We start from the raw sequence: 22011 nt of genomic DNA on the forward strand, positions 1-22011 counted from the left end.
AGTAGCTTAGCAGCCCGATAACCCCCCTCCCAGAAGGCGGCCCCAATACCCAGATAGCTCATCCCTGACGCAGTGACGACAAAGGTGATTAGATAGGTCACTTGTGTAGCCTCTGACAATATGAAAATACTCAATTTCTACAAATTATTACTGACCTTCAGAGCGCAGCTTAGTAGTATCATGGTTAACAGCCTGATAATTAAGCAACGCAGTTGTGCTTCGAGGGAACGATGGCTTTGATGACACCTGAAACACCACAGAACAACTTTGCCTTCCTGGCAGAGTATGATCCGATCTTTCAACAGTTGGCGAATGCAGCAGAAAGGTCATTTTCCAGCGACCCCAACACCACGCTTATCAAACTTCGTCAGCTTGGGGAAGCGCTTGCGAGGGTGAAAGATGCCCAGTCTCGGGTTAATAACCTCACTCAGTCGATCCTCGCCAAAGCTTTCCGCGGCGAACTCACCGCCGACTGGCGCGCACAGAACCCCGATCTTATTAGTGGGGACAGCAGCGCCGAAGCTCTGCTTGAAAAAATAAAATCTGAGCGAGAAGTGCTAGAATCGACTAAAAAAGCAGTTAAGCGTAAGAAGGCAAAGGTATGAAGCCCGTTAACGACAGTGACCAGCTCAGCGAGATAGTGATCGACGGCTATAAATCCATTGAGCATTGCAAGATTGAGATGGGGTGTTTAAATGTTTTGATTGGTGCCAATGGCGCGGGTAAATCAAACTTTATCAGCTTCTTCCGTTTGATCGCGACACTTCTTGATCATCGCTTACAGTCTTTGGTAGGTAAAGCCGGAGGCCCAGACGCTGTACTCCATTTTGGACGAAAAAAAACAGAGGCGCTTAATGCAGAGCTCTACTTCGGTAATAACGGTTATAAGTTTGCCTTAGAGCCGACAAATGATAACCGGATGATGTTTCAGCGAGAGGCTCTGTGGTGGAATATGAGTGGTGATAAAGGTGTTAGCTCAGGACATTTTGAGTCCCAAGCAGACCAGCACCGCTCAGGGATAACACAGTATACATTACCGATCATGCGGCGTTGGCGTGTCTATCACTTCCATGATACGAGTGACAGTGCCAGAGTGAAGCAATCCCATCGTATCAACGATAACGATTATCTGCGTGAGGATGGTGGTAATCTTGCCGCTTTTCTCTTCCGCTTAAAGAAGAATCATGTAAACCATTACAAACGAATAGTGAAAACTATTCAGATGGTGGCTCCTTTCTTTGGTGAGTTTTATCTGCGGCCAAGTCCAGATAATGAAGACTATATCCAGCTGGAGTGGACAGAGAAAGAGCAGGATGTCCCGTTCAAAGCGAGTGAGCTTTCTGATGGAACGTTGCGGTTTATTTTACTGGCAACCGTTATGCTGCAACCTGAAGAGTATATGCCCAGCGCCATTATTGTTGATGAGCCGGAACTGGGGCTTCATCCTTATGCTATTAATGTGTTGGCTGAACTCATTAAAAGTGCCAGTCATCAACATCAGCTTATTATCTCGACGCAATCGGTAGAACTGGTAAATCAGTTTGATGCTGAAGATCTGATTGTGGTTGATAAGCAGAATGGAGCGTCTACTTTTAAACGCCTGAATACCGGCGATTTAAGTGAGTGGTTAGAAGATTACAGCCTGGGAGAGCTCTGGAAGAAAAACTTATTGGGGGGGAGACCTCAGCGATGACCAGAGTATACGTCTTTGTTGAAGGTCAAACGGAAGAAACCTTCGTTCGTGATGTGCTCGGGCCTTATTTCGAGCGTCAACGTATTTGGTTAACCCCTATACTTGCAGAAACCAGCCCCGGTTATAAAGGTGGGATTGTTAGCTATGGTAAGGTTAAGAATCAGGTTACCCGCTTATGCAGAAAGGATAAAAATGCCTGGGTCACGACTCTGATTGACTACTATGGATTACCAACCGATTTCCCTCAATTCGCTCAGGGAAATGTTAGCGCAGTACAAAGGGTTCAGCATCTTGAGCAAGCATTAGCACAGGATATTAGTGAGAGAAATTTTTTACCCTATCTTGCTTTGCATGAGTTTGAAGCTTTGCTTTTTTGTGATCCTGCACAATTTCATGAGTGGTTTGATGATGAAAGAGCGGTCGCTGTTTTAGAGACGGTGAAAGCGTCTTATGGCAATCCTGAAGAGATAAATGATAGTCCTCAAACCGCCCCGTCAAAGCGGATTCTCGCGGCCATTCCCGCCTATAAGAAAACACTTCATGGACCAATGATAGCGAATGAGATAGGCATTGATGCTATGCGTGACCAATGCCCGCATTTTAATGACTGGATTAAGTCCATCGAGTCGCTTGCATAAGTGTTTTTATTGATGAGATAACCATGGATAGGTAATTATGGCTGACCAACCCCACCAGTATTTTAAGGATGAATTTTCTCCCGACAGTGAGAAGCGCAGAGAGCCTTCTGAAGGGGCATTTCCTGAAGTGAGTCGTCTGCCGCATAACTATGGCCGTTATACCGTCGATGAGGTGCTGAGTACCGACCTTAAATATGAAAAAGAGCCCTTCATTGTCACTGGTTATACCTCTTTATTGCGTGTTGTAAAACTCATATCAGGCCTTTCTGAGAAGCAGGATCTGCGTCTTCTGATCGGTAATGAGCCGTTTCCAATAGCCAATGCACCTATGTCACTTGCACCGGTGACATTTCCTGAAGAGGTTAAGGAGTATTGGCTAAAGAAACGCATCTCACTGCTTCAATACCCAGAAGTGTTTAACGCCCTTGAGAAGATGCGGATGGGACAGGTGGACGCGGTCTTCCTGGAGATTCCCGGACGGATGATGCATGCGAAGATGGTGATTACCCATGATATAGCCATGCTTGGGTCATCGAACTTTTCTGATGCGGGGTTAAGGCGGAATATTGAAGCCAATGTTCGCTTTAAGCGCGAAGATGAGACAGTGCGATATGAGGAAGTCAGGGACTATGCTGAGGCGTTGTTCAGTCTGGCTGATGATTACCGTGAACATTTGAAGGCTTTGCTGGAATCACTCCTTAAAGAGTCGAGCTGGGAGGATTGTATTGCCAGAGCCTGTTCTGAACTGTTGGAGGGGCATTGGGCGAAAAAATACACAACATACACGAGTCTGAGCAATCCCGATATGGCGTTATGGCCATCTCAGCGACAAGGGGTAGCACAAGCCCTTTGGATTATTGAAAACTTAGGCAGTGTGTTAGTGGCAGATGCGACCGGTAGTGGTAAAACCCGCATGGGGACGGCGTTGCAACGTGCGGTGTTTGATCGTTTGGTGCGAACTGGCAATCTGCGTGGCGGGGGGATGTCACTGATCAGCCCACCGGGAGTTGTGGCTGGATGGCAGAAGGAAATTCTCAGCTATGGCCTGAGTCATCGTCCACTGTCACAAGCGGCTTTGAGCTTTGCTGATCGGGAACGGATCGATGATCTTGTTACCCAGTCGATTAAGCAGGCGCAGATACTCAGTGTCGATGAAGCTCACAATTACCTTAATGCGGGGGCTAAACGGGCTCAGGTATTGTTACGCAATCTGGCTGATCATGTTCTGCTTTTCACGGCAACGCCGATCAATCGGAGTGCTTCGGATCTGTTGTGTCTGGTCAATATTCTTGGCGCTGATAACTTCGATCCGCAGGTGATCGATCAATTTAATCGCTGGCTTAGATTAGATGTAAAGAGTATGCGTGCTGCGCGTGAGGAGCAACTTGAACAACTCAAAAGTGAGATAGCACGTTTCACGGTTCGCAGGACGAAGCGTGAGCTGAATCGACTGATCGATAAACAACCTGCGGCTTATCACAATAAGCATAATGTTCCCTGCCGGTATCCCGAGCATAAGGCCGTTCCTTATGCTACCGGTGAATCTGAAGCGGCAATTGCGATTGGACTTCAGATCAGGGGATTATCTGAGCAACTCAGGGGTGTCGCCTACATTACAGGAGAGATTGATCAGAGTGCTTTTCTGACACCGGAAGGGCAGCCAATAGAACCTGAACGCGTTTTTAAACGTCGGTTGGGGATGGCAAAGCGGAGTGCTGTCTATCAGATTATGTCTCACCTGCGCTCTTCCAGGGTATCCGCTTATGCGCATATTGCAGGTGATCATGCTGTTGCTGACTTTTTTGACATCGAGGCGAAAGAGCTCAAGGGACATAAGGAAAGATACCTAAGCTGGAAGAGTATGATCAGCCCCCTGGCGTCAGCTTTCCCGAAGGGGTTAGCTGTGACTGTGATATACCTGAATGGCTGGTTGACCCTCTAGCCTATAAACAGGCGTGTGAGTACGAGATCCATATCTATCGAAAGATCCTTACGCTCCTGGAGACGCTTGATAATTCACGTGAGTTGGCAAAGCTAAGACTGATTGAATCCTTGTTTCATGAAAACACCCCGTTAGCTGTTATCGCATTTGATCGACACCCAATGACACTGCTATATCTGCGTCATCTGGCAGCGAAGGAGGGCATGCTTAAGGGTGTTAAGCTGTTACGGGCTTCAGGGGATTCAGGCAAAACCGAGCGCAAAGAGGTCGACCGCTATCTGAATAATGATAATGCATTAACGGAACAGGTGTTGGCATTCTGCTCTGATGCAATGTCAGAAGGTTATAACCTTCAGAATGCTTCAGTGGTGGTACATCTTGATATGCCATCCGTTGTGCGCCTGGTAGAACAACGCATTGGGCGAGTGGATCGCATGGACAGTATTCATGAGTCTATACAGGTGTTCTGGCCTATGGATCATGATGTTTTTGCCCTTCGTAGTGATGATCTTTTGATTGAGCGTTTTGAAGCGAATGAGATGCTGATAGGTTCGAACTTCTATCTGCCTGAAGAGATGGTAGACAAGCGTGTCGATTATGAGGAGATAATCGATCTGGCCGAAAAGCAGAGTGTTACCTGGGATGGGATACAGGATGCATTCGAGCCTGTTCGGGGATTAATTGGCGGTGATCGTGGTTTGGTATCTGATGAGCATTATCAAAGTATGGCGTCCACTGAGGAAACCTGTACAAGGATAAGTGCGGTGGTATCCGATCATAATTGGGGGTTCTTCTGTATTGCGGGCACTGAATTTGGCGCACCGAAATGGGTGCTTTTGACTGAAACCGATAAAGCCCCTGTGATCGATTTGAAACTGATATCTGGTTTTCTATCATCCCATCTTCAAGAGAATACTGAGGCGTTTGACCTTAGATCAGAGCATTGTTTTAGGGGAGTGGAAAGCTATCTTGAGCGGTTAGCTTCGATTGAGCGAAGTTTACTGCCAAGACGAAAGCAGGTTGCGTTGTCAGAGATGGAGCTCATTCTACGCAAATGGATATTAAATGCAGACGAAGAGCAAGCTCGGTTTTACCAAAAACTTATTGATGTATTAGCGCAGAAGGTTGAAACACAACGAGCGGTTAATTGGTCACTGTTGGCTGACCTCTGGTTGGAGATGGTGCGTCCAGTGTGGTACGAGAAACTGACTACAGCGCGTGGACGGAAAGCTATTTTACTGACCGATTTGCAAGATACTTTAATTAATAATCCTATTCCATTTGAGAAGGTCTATGATTGTTTTGTGGTCATGCCTGATTCGACAACACAGATTAGCGAGAGAGTGGCCGCATGTATCATTGGTATTAAAGGAGAAAACTGTTGAAATGATTACTTTTCGACCAGTGCTGTAATCGTTCTCATCGGCAGGAATAGCCTGAGGGGATTAGATGTAAAAGAGATGAATCCAAACTGCTCATAAAACGTTTGGGCACTTTCATCTTTGGCATCAACCACTATTCCGCTGCAGCCAACGTTTTGACTGACCTCTAGCGCTTTACTCAGTGTGAAACCCAGCATGTACTGGCCTAGCCCTTTACCTTGATGTTCTTTGTCTACTGCAAGCCTGCATAGGCGAACGGCAGGAGCATTTATAGGTAGTTTCTTTAGCAAAGGTGTTTGCCTTTCTGCAGAAAGATCTAGCTCACAGACGTTTAGCGTCGCATAAGCAATGACAGGGCCACTATCATCTTCAAAGGTCAGTACGTGGGTTTTTGCTATATCACGACTATGGTGCTGTAGAGCCATGGTTTTTAAGTAATGATTAAGGGCTTCCACCTCACAGTCAAAGCCCTTGCGATCATGATGTTTGCTTAGTTCTTCAATCTTTACGTTCGACATTCAGAGAGTCTTCCTGAAAGCTCTGGAATGCTGCTTTTAGCTTCTGATTAGGTTGTGGTGAGCGAGCGAGAATAGACATGAATTTCTGGGCTTCTGCCTTTGATAATGTAATCCGTCGCTCATGCTCGATAATACTTTCAGCCGTTTCAAGAGCGCTACTGACCAAAAACTGATTGACTGTAGCGCCTTGTATGGATGCCGCATACTCTATTTTTTCAAGCGCCGTTGGCGCTACGCGAGCGGTAATGCGCTCAGATTTACGCTCAATGGTTGTTGTCATAAGTCAGTTCTCTTGGTCTTTGTCTTGTTTGTTCTGTTTTTAATGGTTAGCAATTAGTATCTGAGATTTAGTCGATGTATATACTGTCTGTAAATGCTTATAATAAACCCTTGGTGACAAAATGTCACACAAGATAGCGCAGAATTGTTGTTGCCAGATACAGCTGGGCTGACTTCCTCCCAAAATTAAATCGCACAGAAGTGCTCGTGTGATGCTTGTGTGATTTTCGTGTGAATGTAGGGAAATATAGAGACGATACGCAGAAATGATAAAAAACGGCTGCGAGTGCAACCGTTTGTATTTTAAGATATGTCTTTGTTTTCTAACGTTACAGCCCCAGCTTCTCTGCCACGTAATCGGCGTCTTTATCGCCCCGGCCGGACAGGTTGATCAGAATGGTTTTATCCTTGCCGAGCTTCGGCGCTTCACGCATCGCCCAGGCGACGGCGTGGGCGCTTTCCAGTGCCGGGATGATGCCTTCCACCTGAGACAGGGTCATAAAGGCGTTGAGGCACTCTTCGTCGGTGACCGATTCATATTCAACCCGCTCGATATCTTTCAGGTAACAGTGCTGCGGGCCGACGCCGGGGTAGTCCAGACCGGATGCGATGGAGTGAACCGGCAGTGGCTCGCCATTTTCATCCTGCAGGACATAGCATTTGAAGCCGTGGATCGCACCGGGTGTGCCTTTTGTCAGGGTGGCGGAGTGATCTTTGGTATCCAGACCTTTACCGGCCGGCTCGACGCCGACGATTTTCACATCTTCATCTTCCAGGAAAGCGGTGAACAGCCCCATCGCGTTAGAGCCGCCACCGACACAGGCGGTGATGATATCCGGATTTTTGCCATGCCGCTCGTTGAACTGCTGACGGGCTTCACGGCCAACAATACTCTGGAAATCACGCACCATTTTCGGGAAGGGATGAGGGCCAACCACAGAACCGATGGCGTAGATAAACTCCTCAGGGTTTTTCAGATACTCTTCGAAGGCGCTGTCGACCGCGTCTTTCAGGGTGGCGGTGCCACGGGTGACCGGTACCAGTTTGCAGCCGAGAATTTTCATTTTGGTGACGTTGGGATGTTCTTTCTCGATATCCACCTGGCCCATATGGATCTCACAGGGGATTCCCACCAGTGCACAGGCGGTTGCCAGGGCGACACCGTGCTGACCGGCACCGGTTTCCGCCAGTACTTTCTTTTTACCCATAAATTTTGCCAGCAGGGCTTCGCCCAGGCAGTGGTTAATTTTGTGGGCACCGGTGTGGTTGAGATCTTCCCGTTTCAGGTAGATCTGTGCGCCGCCAAGTTTTTCACTCAGACGTTTGGCATGGTAGATCGGGCTGGGGCGGCCAACATAGTCCTGGTTCAGTTGCATCAGTTCGTTCTGGAACGCTTCTGTGTTGCGGATCTCTTCATAAGCCTGATCGATCTCGTCCATCACCTGCTTGAGTTCCGGGGGGATAATCTGGCCACCGTAATTACCGAAATAGCCCTCTTTGTCTGGCATCGGGGCAAAATCAAACTTACTCATAAGACCTCTCTTAGCTCATATCTGACGGCCAATGTTGTGATACCGTCGGCAACGATTATTTGAATTTATTGTATTATGTAGAGAGGAATATATCGCTGCGGTGCGCAGATGCCAACTGTTGAGTCTAATTAATTACCGGGTTGTTGAGCCGGCGCAGGTTAACCGAAATCCAGTTCGATCTGCTGCTCTTTGGAAACGGTTTTTTTAAACCCAAGGGATTTCTGCTTTCGGCTGATCTCCCGTAGCTGCGCCCGGGCTTCATGGTAACAGTGAAAGATGGTGTGATGCACAGACCCTTTGTTATTCAGGGTATTGCCCCAGGATTCACTCAGCACCCAGTCCCCCATCAGATCCTGATAGAGTCGGACAATGAAATAATCCTGTTGTCTGCGCCAGCGAATAATCAAAAAACTACCCGAGTAAATTTGTCCGGAAATGATGTCAAACCGTAAGGCGCGCCATTATAATCGGCGTTTCGCCCCTTAACCAGCTGATTTTATAACCTTTGGAGTGATCATTGAAACTATCCCGACTGAACATCGTGGCCGATGAAAATATTCCTGCACTGACGCGTTTATTTGGCCATCTGGGCGAGATTCGCACGTTGCCGGGCAGAACCATTCAGAACAGCGATCTGCAACAGGCTGACATGCTGTTGGTGCGTTCAGTCACACGGGTAGATCAGCAGTTGCTGGAGAATACCCCGGTCAGATTTGTCGGCACCGCGACTATCGGTACGGACCATATCGATACCGACTGGCTACAGGCGCATAGCATCGGCTTTTCCAGCGCACCGGGTTGTAATGCCGATGCGGTGGCTGAGTACGTTATCAGTAATCTCCTGCTGGTAGCCGCAGAACAGGGCTTTAAGCTGACAGAGCGTGTTGTTGGTATTGTCGGGGTGGGTAATGTTGGCCGGCGTTTACAGCAGCGGCTGACCGATCTGGGGGTGACATTAGTATTGAATGATCCTCCCCGGGCTGCTGCAGGCGAAACCGGGTTTATCGCGCTTTCTGCGCTATTAGCGCAGGCCGATATTATCTGTCTGCATACGCCACTGACTAAAACAGGAGATCATCCCAGCTTTCATCTGCTGAATGCGGATAATCTCGAACATATTAAGCCCGGGGCGATATTACTGAATGCCGGACGGGGACCGGTCATCGACAATAAGGCGCTGCTTAACTGGCACCGGGGGCGTGCAGATGTGACATTGTTACTGGATGTCTGGGAGGAGGAGCCGGTGGTGGACTCGCAGCTGGCGCAGCGGGTGCGCATCGGCACACCACATATCGCCGGTTATAGCCTCGATGGTAAAATTCGCGGCACCTGGATGCTATATCGGGCGTTTTGCCAGCAACAGGGGATAACCCCGGATATTGAACTGGCGGACTGTCTGGCCAGTGCCGGGCCGGCACCTGACATTCAGCTGGATGGGTCGGAGACGCTGACCGATATCGTTCACGCTATCTATCAGCCGGAGGCCGATTTTCAGCGCTTTATGGCCTCGCTGGTGGATACTGACCTGCAACCGCAGGCGTTTGATCTGCTAAGGAAAAACTATCCGGTGCGCCGGGAGTTTGTCGCGGCAAAGTTGTCTGGTGACAAGCCTTCACCTGAGCTTGCAAAGCAGTTGCAGGCGGTGGGGTTTTGCCCGGACTGAGCAGTCTGCTGAGAAAACTTTCATTTATAAGCGTTGATGGGTTAGTTTAGCAAGCTGACTGATCTGTATAATATTTTCTTAATAATCCGCAACACGATAAGGCTCTGATGGCGCTGAAACTGGAACCCATTCAAACGGACAAAAAGCTGGCTGATCTGCGTCTGCAGGTAGGGGAGCCGGTTCGGGTAGAGATCCGTGCTCCCCGGGTAAAATATACCGCTAAACTGCTGGGCTATGCGGAGAACGGCGGGGTTATGATCTCAGCGCCACCGCCGAAAAGTGGTGTGCCGACACTGATAAATGAGGGCAATCTCGCCAGTCTGCGTCTGATCAGTGGTAACCGGATCTGCAACTTCACCAGTAAAATACTGAAACAATACGATCAGCCATTCAGTTACTGGCTGCTGGAATACCCCGCAACGATTGAGCTGAGACAGATCAGGGAGCACAGCCGGATTCCCGTGAATCTCAGTTGCTCTGTCGATGATTACGATGAGATGGCGGAAAGTGATGGCCTTCCGGCAAACGCGCTCTGTGTTGATATCAGCCGCGAAGGCGTCTGTCTGCAGTTGCCCTATGCCCTGGGCAGTGTAGGGGATCGTTTTTATCTGACGACACGTTTACAGATCGGTGATATTGATCAGGTTTTACTGGTGCCGGTTGAGTTGAGAAATATGCACAGCAGTCCGGCTGAGTCGAGCAGTGTGCTCAATCATGGTTTTAAGTTTCTCGATCTGGATGAAGATACCCGTTTGATTATTACCGCATTTGTTTATCAGCAGTTTCTGGTTGAGACGGGCAATCTCGATCAGACCGGACAGGAGTTGTAGATGTTTCGTCTTGGCTTGATTGTGAATCCGCTGGCAGGTGTGGGGGGCAGTGTAGGCCTTAAAGGCAGTGATGGTGAAGCGACCGCATTGAAGGCGCTGGCACTGGGAGCCGAACCAAAAGCCAATCTGCGCACCCAGCAGGCACTGGAACCCCTGGCAGGGCTGGATATTGAACTGATTACCTATCCCGGCGAGATGGGCGAGGACAGTGCTCGTATCGCTGGTTTTAAGCCACGGGTGATCGGAGCTATTACTCCGGGTCACACCAGTGCTGAAGATACTGAGCGTGCGGCCCGGGAGATGGCGAAGCAGGGGGTTGATCTGATTCTGTTCGCCGGCGGTGATGGCACCGCCCGCAATATCTGTCACGCGATTGGCGATGCTACCCCGGTGCTGGGGATTCCGGCGGGCGTCAAAATTCACTCCGGGGTGTACGCGGTGACCCCGAAAGCGGCCGGGGATGTCGTCGCCATGCTGGTGCGGGGTGAGCTGGTGACACTGGCGGATCAGGAGGTGCGGGATATCGACGAAGAGGCGTTTCGTGCAGGCCGGGTCCGGGCTAAGTATTACGGTGAACTGCTGGTACCGGAGGAGGGACGCTTTCTTCAGCATGTTAAAAATGGTGGTCGTGAAGTAGAGGAGCTGGTGCTGGATGATATCGCCGCCGACTTTACTGAAAACATGCAGGATAACGTGCGCTATATCATGGGGTCCGGCTCTACTGTTCAGGCGATTATGGATCATCTGGGGCTGGACAATACCCTGCTGGGCGTGGATCTGATCGAGAATGGTCAACTGATCGGCAGCGATCTGACCGCGCAACAGCTACTGGATATGACTGAGGGGGCTGATACCCGGCTGGTGATTACCGTGATTGGTGGTCAGGGGCATATTATCGGTCGGGGTAATCAGCAGCTCAGTGTCGAGCTGCTCAAGCGTATCGGCCGTGAAAATATTATAGTGGTGGCAACCAAGAGCAAGATTAAAGAGCTGGAAGGCCGCCCCCTGATTGTTGACAGTGGTGATGCCGAGCTTAACCATCAGCTTTCAGGATTGATCCGTATTGTTACAGGCTATCGGGATGCGATTCTCTACCGGGTAGCCGATTACTGATATAAACCTCACTGTATTGCACAACGTGATCTGCCGGACAGGCAAAATTCAGATTCTTTGATAAGCTTAAAGGACTGCTTTGAAGGGAGTACCACTATGGGGTTTGAATTAATATGGTTCTATCTGCGCCTGATGCTACCGGAATGGATGCATGTCACTCACCCTGATAGCAGTCATTTCTTCCGGCGAAAATTCACTTCAGCCTATAAAGCCCGGTTGCGCTGGGTGTATCGTATCTGGATCGGTTCCGGACTGTTGATGCTGGCCATTCCCGCCCCGCCGGTGGTGATTGGACTGGGATTGTTCACCACTTTTATCTCCTTTTCATTACTGGATGAAGCTGAGTGAAAGCACTTAGCAGAGAAGATACACCGTTGATTCAGTCAGCCTGACAGAGGCTGATCTCACTGTTGTCATCAAATAGCAATAACCCAGCAACCTGATTGTCATTTTTCCTGTTTACCCTTCGGGTGGAATATTTTCAGTCTGACGATAGATCGGTTCAGGCTATCCATATTAAACCGGGAGAAAACATGTCCTTTCTGAAACGAGCCGCTGTAGCCGCAGCGATTGCAGGTGTAACACTGTCACTGACTGCATGCCAGTCCAATGAAGTTAAACAGGAGATGGTTAAGGCACCAGCCCTGAATAACCAGGATCTGTATGAAGTTGATCATGAAGGCCGGCATTATGTTTTTGATGACTTTGCGGTTTATCAGGACTTCCTGAAAGTGGGCGAAACCTCTTTCCGTAAAGTATTTATCGGTGCCGGGCCGCACGGTGAATCTCTGGTATTTGGTCTGCGCAGCGAAGACAAGAAGAAGCTTGAAGGTCTGGCTGGCGTTGATATGTACAATGGTAAGCTGCCTGCAGCAAAAGATTTTTACGGTGAAATGCGTGCAGAAGATGGTCGCTTGTACGTTTTTAATACTCTGGAAGATATGCAGGAGGTTCGTCAGAACGGTGAAGCCGCTTTCCGCCTGACGCAGATTGGTACCGGGCCGGAAGGGCAGACGGTTGTTTTCGTTCTGAATGACAGTAACAAGAAACAGTACCCTGCTGAGTTGGTTGCCCGTTTCAAAGAGATGAACGCGCTGTAAACCAGCCTGGCTGATGGCACAACCTGAAACCCGCTAGCTGCGGGTTTTCTTTTATCTGAGTAAAAAAAGCCGGGCAGAGCCCGGCTGTAAAGAGTGCTTTAAGCTGTTTTGGGTGATCAAAACAGTACAGCGGAGGTCTTACGGGGACGCGTAAGACATATCAGGCTGACGGGCCATGAGAAACCGGACAGCAGGATCAGGTGTGTGATCTGTGAGAGAGCATTGCAGCGGCCTGTCAGTCAGATTGTTAGCAACAGATAGCTGCCAACACTGGCGATCGCTGCACCAGCGATATGAGCCAGCCGCGGGGTTAATGTCCGGCTTGCTTTAAATATTCCCATCCCTGTCAGATGAAGGATTGCAGAGCTGCTCATAAAGCCGGCGGCAAACAGCAGCACTGACGCTCCTGATACCTCAGCGCCGTGGGCCTGGCCATGGGCACAGGCAAACAGGGCTGTCAGTGTCAGCGTTGCGATGGCGGGTAGTCGCACGGCGGTCGCAATGATCAGGCCGCAAACCAGCACAGAGGCTGCGATAGTGTGCTCAACCAGGGGCAGCACTACGCCTCCGGTTGCCATAAAAAAACCGACGGCAAGAAACAGGATAAAGGTGACAGGGATGCTGATCTGCTGCGCTCTGTTCTGCATCGCAGCCCAGAAACCGATTGCCAGCATCGCCAACAGATGGTCAAGGCCTGAGAGCGGGTGTAGCAGGCCGGACTGAAGACCTGACCCGGCACTGTGACCGGTATGGGCCATTGCTGGCACAGCGGTTATCAGTGTGATAAGTGCTGCACTGGACATGATCATAGGGCTGAGTTTCATCTGTGCTACCTTTTATTCTATTAATTTACGGTTATCGGGTAATGATAGCCGACCGGCCAGAGGGCGGTATCAGGCTTGATATGGATTTATATAGCAAATGTGGGGCCAGAACAGCTATTGTCTCTTATGATTATTAAGCTTTGCTGTTACTCCCGTGGTTGCAGGCTGTCCGCTGTGAAGTGTTGCCGGTGCGGCAGACGTTGCTAGACTGAACTGGTAACTTACTTACCAGTTGGCAGCATTATTGGTTTGAGCGTGTATTTTTACCCACTTTGGCATGGCTTTATGACTTTAATCACGGTTATTCGCGCAATAATGTTTGTGCTGCACCTGCGTAATATGGAAGATATAGATTCAGTCATTCGATCAGATTAACGGGACAGTCCTGAAGGTCTGCGGAGTAAGTCTCTTGAGTACAAAATATCTCAAACGTTTTTTTAAGCCTAAATCGATTGCGGTGTTCGGAGCCTCTGAGAAAGAGAACAGCATGGGCGGCGTGGTGCTGCAAAACCTGCTGGATAGCGGGTTTCAGGGTAAGCTTATGGCGGTTAACAAGCGTGGCTATGACGCCGTTTATGGTGTCACCTGTTACAGCGGATTAACCAAACTGCCAGAGATGCCGGACCTGGCGATCATCTGTTCGCCACCGGAGAGTGTCGCTGAACTGATCCGTAAACTGGGCGCTAATATGGTGAAGGCCGCTATGATTCTGACTGGCGGTCTGTCTATTGCCAGCGAGCCTCTGGGTAAAAGCATGCGGGATGAGATTATGGAGGCCGCCAGGCCCTATGGTATCCGCATACTGGGGCCAGACTGCATGGGCATGCTGGTCTCTGGGCATAAGATGAATGCCAGCTATTCGCACCTGAATATACGCAAGGGTAAAGTCAGTTATGTCGGCCAGTCCGGCCTGTTAGGCACGGCGATGATTGACTGGGCCAATGGTCAGGAGATTGGCTTCTCCCACTTTCTCACGCTCGGTGAGGGGGTTGATATCGATCTGCCGTCGATTATCGATTACTTTGCGCAGGACCCCTATACCCAGTCGATTCTTATTCAGCTGGATCATCTGGTCGGTTCTTCCCGTAATCTGCTCAGCTCTTTACGCGCCGCTTCGCGTAACAAACTGGTGCTGGTGCTCAAATCCACTATGGTTTTTGATGAAGATAAGGAAAGTCAGCCAGCTCTGGGGATTAAAGATGAGGATCTGGTCTACGATGCGGCGCTGCGCCGTGCAGGTGTGGTTCGGGTGGACACCGTCGATCAGCTCTATAATGCCCTGGAAACCCTGTCGCGGATGAAGCCGATGCGGGGTGAGCGGCTGGCGCTGGTTTGTAATGGCATGGGGCCCAATGCTCTGGCGACGGATCAGCTGTTGCGTAAAGGGGGAGAGTTATCGCAGCTGTGTGACGAGACGGTGACCGCGTTACGGGAGATAATGCCAGACCACTGGAACCTGAAAAACCCGATCGATCTGCACTCGGATGCGACGCCGGAGCGTTTCGCCCGGGTGACTCAGCTATTAACCAAAGACCCTAATGTGGATGCCGTACTGGTGATTCATGCCCCCACGCGGATGGCCCCCGGTGTGGCAACCGCTGAAGAGATTATTAAGGTGGCCCGTAATACGCCGCGCAATATTCTTACCTGCTGGATGGGGCGAAGTACGGCGATTGAGTCACGTAACCATTTTAACGCTGCCGGAGTGACCACTTTTATCACCCCTGAAGAAGCGGTCGATGCTTTCATGCATATGGTGGAGTTTCGCCGTAATCAGGAAGTAATGAAGCAGACTCCCGCGCCTTTTGAAGACCCCAATGAGCGGAACCATCAGCGGGCCAAAGCCCTGATTGCTGATGCAATGGCTCAGGGGCGTGACTACCTGACCCATAACGAAGCAACTGACCTGCTGGATCAGTATGATATTCCGGTCTCTCATACCCAGTATGCTGAGGATGTTGATGGGGTGGTCGACATTGCGAAAAAACTGGGGGGGGCCGTCGCCTTAAAGGTGATGCATCGGGAAAATATCTACCCGTTTAACTACGATAATAAAAACCACCCCCGCTGGAAGGACCAGGCGATGGATCTGTTCTCATGTAATGAGGTCAGGCAGGCCGCTACGCAGCTGGCCTACCGGGTGAGAGAGCGCTTTCCCGACGATGAAGTTCTGGGGTTTTGTGTGCAGCAGATGAAGCGTGGCTTCCAGTCGCTGCAGATCAATATGGGGATTACCCGTGATCCGGTGTTTGGTCCACTGCTGGTGTTTGGTAAAGGGGGGTATTCCGTCGATGTGCTGGCGGACCGGCAAGTGATGCTACCCCCGCTTAATCTCAGTCTGGCCCGTCAGTTGATCATGACGTCACATATCTATTCTGTGCTGAAAGAGAGCAGTGAACAGTTGGAAAGGGATCTCGAACAGCTTAGCAATCTGCTCATCAAACTGTCACAGATGGTGGTCGAGCTGCCCAACCTTAAAGGTCTGGAGATTAATCCTATGCTGATTAACCGGCGGGGAGTGCTGGCGGTCGATGTGGCGGTCTCTTTGGGTGAGCCTTCTGTACTGGCGATCACCCCCTATCCCGAATATCTCAGTGAACATATTTCGCTGCGTAAGTCGGGACGTAAGGCGATGGTCAGGGCGATACGGGGAGAGGATGAACCTAACCATCTTGAGTTTTATAACAAGCTGAGTCCGGAATCGATCCGCCTGCGCTATTTTTATAGCCGTGGCATTCCAACCCACCAGGAACTGGCTAACTGGACACAGATTGACTATGACCGGGAGATGGCCTTTATCGTGACCGCCCCCAGACAGGGGGCGCCGGGTTGGGAAACCCTGGGGGTCGTCCGGGCCGTGACCGATGCTGATAATGTGCGTGCTGAGTTCTCGGTCGTCATCCGGGATGACCTGCAGGGAGAGGGGCTGGGGGCGGTACTGATGCAGAAAGCGATCGATTACTGTAAAGCCCGTGGCACCTTGATGCTGATGGGATCAACCCTGACCTCTAATAAGGGGATGCAGGGGCTGGCACAGAAGCTGGGTTTCAAAAATCACTACAACATGGAAGAGGATGTGGTGGAGATGGAGATGATGCTGAATGAGCCAACCGAAGACTGGCAGCGTTATCGGTTGCAGAGTTGAAATTGAGCGATAATAAACCACCCGCTTACGGGGGGTTTTTCGTTAAAGGTTTCTCTACAGGATTTACCTGAAGGCTTCACGTCAGGCGGTAGGACAGAACATCTCATGTAGTGTGTGAATGATCCGGGTTGCGGTATCGCCAGAGAGTGAGTAGTAGATCGTCTGAGACTCTCGTCGGGTGCTGACCAGACCATCTTTACGGAGTACCGCCAGATGCTGTGACAGCGCTGACTGACTCAGATCCAGGCAGTGGTTGAGTTCGCTAACGGAAAGCTCTTTACCATCCAGATAACAAAGAATAAGCAGGCGGCTTTCGTTACCCAGCGCTTTCATCAGTTTAGCGGCTTTACTGGAGTTCACTTTCATCATAGCCAGTGTTTCGGGCGTCATCTGCTGGGTTGCTGTATTCAATCTGTCCTCCGTTTTTTATTATTCTGCAGGTCATTCAAAACGCTCTCATTACCCTACAATGTAGGGAGTATTTTACTTTAGCGGCTGTTAATTCGCAATTTACTAATGTAGTACTTTTAAATATTAGTATATGCTAATATAATAATCAAAATATAGCTTTAGTTATAAGTAAAACAGGACCAACAGATGCTGCAAACGACACTGGTTAATTTAGCAATGAATCGCCCCAGGTGGGTGTTTCTCGGGGTGTTACTGCTGACCGTGATAGCCGGTTTGCAGATCCCGTCTATCAAGGTGGATACTGATCCGGAGAACATGCTGCCCGCCGATAATCCAGCCCGGGTATTTCATGATCACGTGAAAGAGCGTTTCGGCCTGCATGACATGATTGTTGTCGGTGTGGTGAATAACTCCGCCGGGGGAATCTATAATCAGCAGAGTTTGTCTGAACTGCAGCAACTGTCAGATGCCATCGTTCAGATGGACGGTGTCGTCAGCCAGGATCTGATGTCGCTGGACCGTGTCGATAATATCAGCCAGGAGGGACCGGGAACGATCCGCTTCGAGTGGATGATGAAACAGGTGCCCACCGATCAGGCCGGTATCGATCAGATCCGCGCCTCGGTTGAACGCTTACCCTTGCTGAACAACACGCTGGTCTCGGGTGATGGTAAGGCAGCGGGTATCTATATCCCGATTACGCAAAAATCTGAAAGTTATCGTATTTCCGGACTGATTCAGACAGAGATCGGCAAACTCAGTGGTAATAATCAGTATTACATCTCCGGTTTACCGGTCGCGGAAGATACCTTTGGCGTTGAGATGTTTATCCAGATGGCGATCTCAGCGCCGCTGGCGGGCCTGATGATCTTTATCCTTATGTGGGTATTCTTCCGTAGCTTCTTGCTGATCACCGCTCCGATGCTGGTGGCGATGGGATCGGTGATTATTACCATGGGATTGCTGATCGGCCAGGGCTATACCGTCCATATTATGAGTTCGATGATTCCGATCTTCCTGATGCCGATTGCGGTGGTCGACTCGGTGCATATTTTGTCTGAGTTTGCGGACCGTTATCGTCCGGGGGAAGACCCCAAAATAGCGTTGAAAGAGGTATTGGGCCATCTGTTTACGCCTATGCTATACACCTCGGTCACCTCTGCCGTGGGTTTCGCTTCGCTGGCCTTCACGCCGATCCCGCCGGTACAGATCTTCGGTCTGCATGTGGCATTCGGTATTATGCTGGCGTTTGTGCTTACTATTACGCTGGTGCCGGCGTATATCATCAGCCTGTCACCCAAGCGGATGGCGCAGATGAAGGACCATAATATTGATGAGGACGATAACTCGTTCCTGGGGCGTTTACTGATCTTCACAGGGCGTTTTTCAATCGCCCGGGCCAAAGGGCTGTTGCTTCTGTTCGTCCTGATTGTGGTGGGCAGTGCCTATGGTGTGGCGCAGATTCAGATCAACGATAACCCGGTGCGCTGGTTTAAACCCGATCACCCTCTGCGTGTGGCTGACCGGGTGATGAACCACCATTTCCCCGGAACCTATAATGCCTTTCTGGTGTTGGATAAGACCGGTGATCTGCGCAGCGGACTGGAGCAAACCTTGCAGACCCGGGCTGCGAAAGAGGGGGTTGAGCTACAGCAAAAACTGGATAGCGTTACTGCTGAAAGCTTTATCGAGTATACCAATGCGCTGATCAATCTGTTCGATCAGCTTAGTTATGACGACAGTGATCATGAAACCCTGTGGCTTGATCTTCTCGATATGACTGAAAAGGCTCAGATAAGCAGTAAGTATTTTCTGACCCCTGACGCAATGACATATCTGGATGGGCTGCAAACCTTCCTCGATGAGTCTGAATATGTGGGTAAGAGTAATGGCCTGCCAACGTTGTTGAAAACGGTTTATCGTGAGCTTCAGGGTGGGGCGGCAGATCAGTATCGTCTGCCATCGACCGCTGCGGCGGCGGCACAGACCGTTTTGAGCTTCCAGGGGTCGCACCGTCCCAACGACCTGTGGCATATGGTGACACCGGATTATCGTTCGACCGTTTTGTGGTTGCAGTTAAGTAGTGGCGATAACCAGGATATGAACCGGGTGCTGCAACTGGTCGATGGCTATGTTGCGGATCATCCGTTGCCGGAAGGGGTTAAACTCAACTGGGCGGGCCTTACCTACATTAACGTTGTCTGGCAGGATGAAATGGTGAATGGCATGCTGAACAGCCTGATGGGGGCTTTCTTCATGGTGCTGCTGATCATGATCCTGCTGTTCCGTTCAGTCAAAATAGGCCTGCTGTCGATGTTGCCGCTGACGGTGACAATTCTCTTTATCTACGGTCTGATCGGGCTGTCAGGTAAGGACTATGATATGCCGATTGCGGTGTTGTCGGCACTGACCCTGGGTTTATCGGTGGATTTTGCGATCCACTTCCTGGAACGCACCCGGGCGATCTATCGTGAGTGTGGCAGTTGGGAACAGACCGTTGCGGAGGTTTATAAAGGGCCTTCCCGGGCGATCAGCCGTAACGCGGTGGTGGTGGCTATTGGCTTCACCCCTTTGCTGTTTGCTCCGCTGGTTCCTTACATTACCGTCGGTTTCTTCTTGGCAACCATCATGGCCGTGTCTGCAGTTGTCACCGTCATGTTGCTGCCAGCGGTGATGGAAATGATTAAAGACAAAGATAGTTTGTTTGGCGTTACGCCTGGCATAAAGGAGAGTATCCATGATTAAGCAACTGTTTACCTCACTGGTAGTAGGCCTGACCCTGAGCGTTTCAGCACCGTTGTATGCAGCAGATCTGAGCGACGTTAATGAGATAGTCAATCAGGCAAACCTGGCGGCTTATTATCAGGGTGCAGATGGTCGTTCAGAAGCACGGATGCTGATTGAGGACTCTCAGGGACGGCAACAACAACGGCAGTTTACTATCCTGCGAAGAGATCATGAAGATGGCGGGGATCAGCAGTTTCTGGTTGCCTTCAGCCGGCCAGCGGATGTCCGGGGTACGGTTTTCCTGGTAGAGAAACATGCCGGTACCGATGATGACCGCTGGCTCTATCTTCCCGGTCTGGATCTGGTAAAGCGGATCTCTGCTGGCGACAAACGCACCAGTTTTGTCGGCTCTAACTATTTTTATGAAGATGTGTCCGGCCGCAATCCCGAGGAGGATAATCATCAACTGCTTGAAACCACCGCTGAGTTCTATGTGCTGGACAATACCCCTAAGGATCCCGGTTCGGTTGAGTTCAGCCATTATCGGGTGTGGATCGATAAGGTCAGCATGCTGCCGATGAAAATTGAGTATTACGATACCAGTGATAAGCTGTATCGTCGTGTTGAGGTTCTGGCAACTGAACAGGTTCAGGGGTTTCCTACGGTGACTAAGTCAAGGGTCAGCGATCTGGTGAGTGGTGCCAGTACCACAATGGAGTTTCGTTTTATCCGTTATGATCTGGGTATGGATAGCTCGGTCTTTACTGAACGGTCTCTGCGCAATCCGCCACGTCAGTGGCTTAAGCGTCCAGAGTAACGACGAGGGTGGTGATTAACGTGCAGGATAATTCAGTTTTGAAACCAACGGTTCTGATGATCGCTCTGCTGGCGGCCACGCCTGTTGTCGCGGCCCAGCAGGAGCCCACTCCGCCCGCCAGTGATAGTGAGCAGGGCTGGGGCAACGATAACTGGAGTGATGATAGCTGGGCTGAACCGAAAAGCAGCCGTAACTGGCATGGTTTCATTGAGGGTGGGCTGGGCAACCGACTGAGTTACGACCCCGCTCTGAATGACCGTTTTGCTCCCGTCGATGATGCGACATTAGCGGATCTGCGTTTACGTCTGGAAACCACCGGTTATGTCGGTAATGACCGTTATACGTTGAAAGCAGATCTGTATGCTGATGGTGTTGATCAAGGGGTGCGGGGGGATCTGCGTGAGGCGTCCTATACTCTGACTCCGATTGATCGCACCGACCTGAAACTGGGGCAGCAGGTGCTCACCTGGGGGACCGGGGATCTGTTGTTTCTCAATGATCTGTTTCCGAAGGATTGGCAATCGTTTTTTGCCGGCCGGGATACCGAGTATCTGAAAGCCCCGGTGCTGGCGGCGAAAGCCAGCTATTATGGCGAGTCTGCCAGCCTTGATCTGGTGTGGATGCCGGATTATACCTCAGACCGCTATATTAACGGTGAGCGTTTCTCATGGTTCTCGCCACAGGCTGGATCTAATGTCGCAGCTCCGGTGGGACGAATTGATGCCGATGAACCCGCTAACAGTTTCAATAATGGCGAGTTTGCTGCCCGGCTGTCGGGGTCTGTCTATAGTACCGAGTGGGCGCTGTATGGCTATCGGGGATTTCAGAAGCAACCCAATGCCCTGGACAGCTCAGTAAACCCTGTATTTACCCGTCTGAATGTCCTCGGCGCCAGCGTCCGGGGAAATCTTGGTTCCGGGTTAGCCAATGCGGAGCTGGCTCTGCACCTGGCCGAGGATAACGATGGCAGCGATCCCTATAAACCCAATAGTCAGTTTCGACTGTTACTCGGCTATGAACGGGAAATGCTGCCGAAACTGACGCTGGGATTGCAGTATTATCTGGAACAAACTCTCGATTATGATGCGCTTGTGGCAGCGTCCCCATCGCCCTATAACCCGGAAGAGTATCGTTATCTCTATACCACCCGGCTGAGCTATCGGATGTGGCAGGATAATCTGGTCTGGTCGATGTTTGTTTTCTACTCGCCCAGTGATGACGATCATTATGTACGGCCTTCGGTCAACTATCGTTATAGTGATACTCTGAGCTTTGATCTGGGGGCGAATATCTTCGGTGGCGAAAAGTCGCATACTTTTTTTGGCCAGTTTGATAACGCCAGTAATATTTATGGCCGGGTACGGTACGCCTTCTGACTGGACATAACGATAAAAAAC

20 protein-coding genes are annotated in these 22011 nt (G+C 50.3%); 14 read left to right on the plus strand and 6 right to left on the minus strand.

The window, feature by feature from the left end; all coding sequences use genetic code 11:
- Positions 1-239: 239 nt before the first annotated feature.
- The 5 genes from JW499_RS12775 (at position 240) to JW499_RS12795 (ending at position 5658) form a co-directional block, all read left to right on the plus strand.
- Entirely contained in the window at positions 240-605 is a 366-nt protein-coding gene (locus JW499_RS12775; protein ID WP_205210976.1) for a hypothetical protein, read from the plus strand.
- Positions 602-1693, plus strand: coding sequence for an AAA family ATPase (locus JW499_RS12780; protein WP_205210978.1), 1092 nt, complete (start codon positions 602-604; stop codon positions 1691-1693). The genes JW499_RS12775 and JW499_RS12780 overlap by 4 nt, the downstream gene beginning before the upstream one ends.
- Positions 1690-2331: a DUF4276 family protein gene (locus JW499_RS12785; RefSeq protein WP_205210979.1), complete on the plus strand. Its 642-nt coding sequence runs from the start codon at positions 1690-1692 to the stop codon at positions 2329-2331. The genes JW499_RS12780 and JW499_RS12785 overlap by 4 nt, the downstream gene beginning before the upstream one ends.
- Before the next feature lie 37 nt (positions 2332-2368).
- Positions 2369-4273, plus strand: coding sequence for an SNF2-related protein (locus JW499_RS12790; RefSeq protein ID WP_205210980.1), 1905 nt, complete (start codon positions 2369-2371; stop codon positions 4271-4273).
- 110 nt (positions 4274-4383) lie between these two features.
- Complete coding sequence (locus JW499_RS12795) at positions 4384-5658, plus strand: helicase C-terminal domain-containing protein (RefSeq protein ID WP_205210981.1); 1275 nt, start codon at positions 4384-4386, stop codon at positions 5656-5658.
- A 5-nt stretch (positions 5659-5663) separates the two neighbouring features.
- Here the strand turns inward: JW499_RS12795 and JW499_RS12800 are convergent, their stop codons facing one another.
- The 4 genes from JW499_RS12800 to JW499_RS12815 form a co-directional block, all read right to left on the minus strand.
- Positions 5664-6173 carry a GNAT family N-acetyltransferase gene (locus JW499_RS12800; RefSeq protein WP_205210982.1) on the minus strand — a complete coding sequence of 170 codons (510 nt, stop codon included), beginning with the start codon at positions 6171-6173 and terminating at the stop codon, positions 5664-5666.
- Positions 6154-6453 carry a type II toxin-antitoxin system TacA family antitoxin gene (locus JW499_RS12805; protein ID WP_205210983.1) on the minus strand — a complete coding sequence of 100 codons (300 nt, stop codon included), beginning with the start codon at positions 6451-6453 and terminating at the stop codon, positions 6154-6156. Before JW499_RS12805 ends, JW499_RS12800 begins: the two co-directional genes overlap by 20 nt.
- Before the next feature lie 328 nt (positions 6454-6781).
- Positions 6782-7984, minus strand: coding sequence for a tryptophan synthase subunit beta (gene trpB, locus JW499_RS12810; RefSeq protein WP_205210984.1), 1203 nt, complete (start codon positions 7982-7984; stop codon positions 6782-6784).
- A 158-nt stretch (positions 7985-8142) separates the two neighbouring features.
- Positions 8143-8391, minus strand: a complete 249-nt coding sequence (locus JW499_RS12815) for a hypothetical protein (protein ID WP_139203141.1) — start codon at positions 8389-8391, stop codon at positions 8143-8145.
- Between the two features lie 110 nt (positions 8392-8501).
- Between JW499_RS12815 and pdxB the strand changes: the two genes are divergently transcribed.
- The 5 genes from pdxB (at position 8502) to JW499_RS12840 (ending at position 12690) form a co-directional block, all read left to right on the plus strand.
- Entirely contained in the window at positions 8502-9647 is a 1146-nt protein-coding gene (gene pdxB / locus JW499_RS12820) for a 4-phosphoerythronate dehydrogenase PdxB (RefSeq protein ID WP_205210985.1), read from the plus strand.
- 107 nt (positions 9648-9754) lie between these two features.
- Complete coding sequence (locus JW499_RS12825) at positions 9755-10477, plus strand: flagellar brake protein (RefSeq protein ID WP_205210986.1); 723 nt, start codon at positions 9755-9757, stop codon at positions 10475-10477.
- Positions 10478-11590, plus strand: coding sequence for an ATP-NAD kinase family protein (locus tag JW499_RS12830; protein ID WP_205210987.1), 1113 nt, complete (start codon positions 10478-10480; stop codon positions 11588-11590). It abuts the gene before it with no gap.
- A gap of 96 nt (positions 11591-11686) precedes the next feature.
- The gene (locus tag JW499_RS12835) at positions 11687-11938 is read left to right on the plus strand and encodes a hypothetical protein (RefSeq protein ID WP_205210988.1); all 252 of its coding nucleotides are present in this window, start codon (positions 11687-11689) and stop codon (positions 11936-11938) included.
- A 185-nt stretch (positions 11939-12123) separates the two neighbouring features.
- Positions 12124-12690, plus strand: coding sequence for a hypothetical protein (locus JW499_RS12840; protein WP_205210989.1), 567 nt, complete (start codon positions 12124-12126; stop codon positions 12688-12690).
- Between the two features lie 239 nt (positions 12691-12929).
- Here the strand turns inward: JW499_RS12840 and JW499_RS12845 are convergent, their stop codons facing one another.
- The gene (locus tag JW499_RS12845; RefSeq protein ID WP_205210990.1) at positions 12930-13514 is read right to left on the minus strand and encodes a HupE/UreJ family protein; all 585 of its coding nucleotides are present in this window, start codon (positions 13512-13514) and stop codon (positions 12930-12932) included.
- A gap of 409 nt (positions 13515-13923) precedes the next feature.
- On the opposite strand from JW499_RS12845, the gene JW499_RS12850 reads away from it, so the two are divergent.
- On the plus strand, positions 13924-16659 hold the full coding sequence (locus JW499_RS12850) for a bifunctional acetate--CoA ligase family protein/GNAT family N-acetyltransferase (RefSeq protein WP_205210991.1): 2736 nt from the start codon (positions 13924-13926) through the stop codon (positions 16657-16659).
- A gap of 81 nt (positions 16660-16740) precedes the next feature.
- Here JW499_RS12850 and JW499_RS12855 read toward each other — a convergent pair whose 3' ends face one another.
- Positions 16741-17049, minus strand: coding sequence for an ArsR/SmtB family transcription factor (locus JW499_RS12855; protein WP_205211017.1), 309 nt, complete (start codon positions 17047-17049; stop codon positions 16741-16743).
- Between the two features lie 207 nt (positions 17050-17256).
- Here JW499_RS12855 and JW499_RS12860 point away from each other — a divergent pair, with 207 nt between their 5' ends.
- From JW499_RS12860 to JW499_RS12870, 3 genes are read left to right on the plus strand one after another with little or no spacing between them, the layout of a single operon-like run.
- Positions 17257-19815 carry an efflux RND transporter permease subunit gene (locus JW499_RS12860; RefSeq protein ID WP_205210992.1) on the plus strand — a complete coding sequence of 853 codons (2559 nt, stop codon included), beginning with the start codon at positions 17257-17259 and terminating at the stop codon, positions 19813-19815.
- Positions 19808-20614: an outer membrane lipoprotein-sorting protein gene (locus JW499_RS12865; RefSeq protein ID WP_091355671.1), complete on the plus strand. Its 807-nt coding sequence runs from the start codon at positions 19808-19810 to the stop codon at positions 20612-20614. The genes JW499_RS12860 and JW499_RS12865 overlap by 8 nt, the downstream gene beginning before the upstream one ends.
- Before the next feature lie 38 nt (positions 20615-20652).
- Entirely contained in the window at positions 20653-21990 is a 1338-nt protein-coding gene (locus JW499_RS12870; protein WP_232846386.1) for a DUF1302 family protein, read from the plus strand.
- The last annotated feature ends 21 nt before the right edge of the window (positions 21991-22011 follow it).

It is taken from the genome of Amphritea pacifica, from assembly GCF_016924145.1.
Classification (GTDB): domain Bacteria; phylum Pseudomonadota; class Gammaproteobacteria; order Pseudomonadales; family Balneatricaceae; genus Amphritea; species Amphritea pacifica.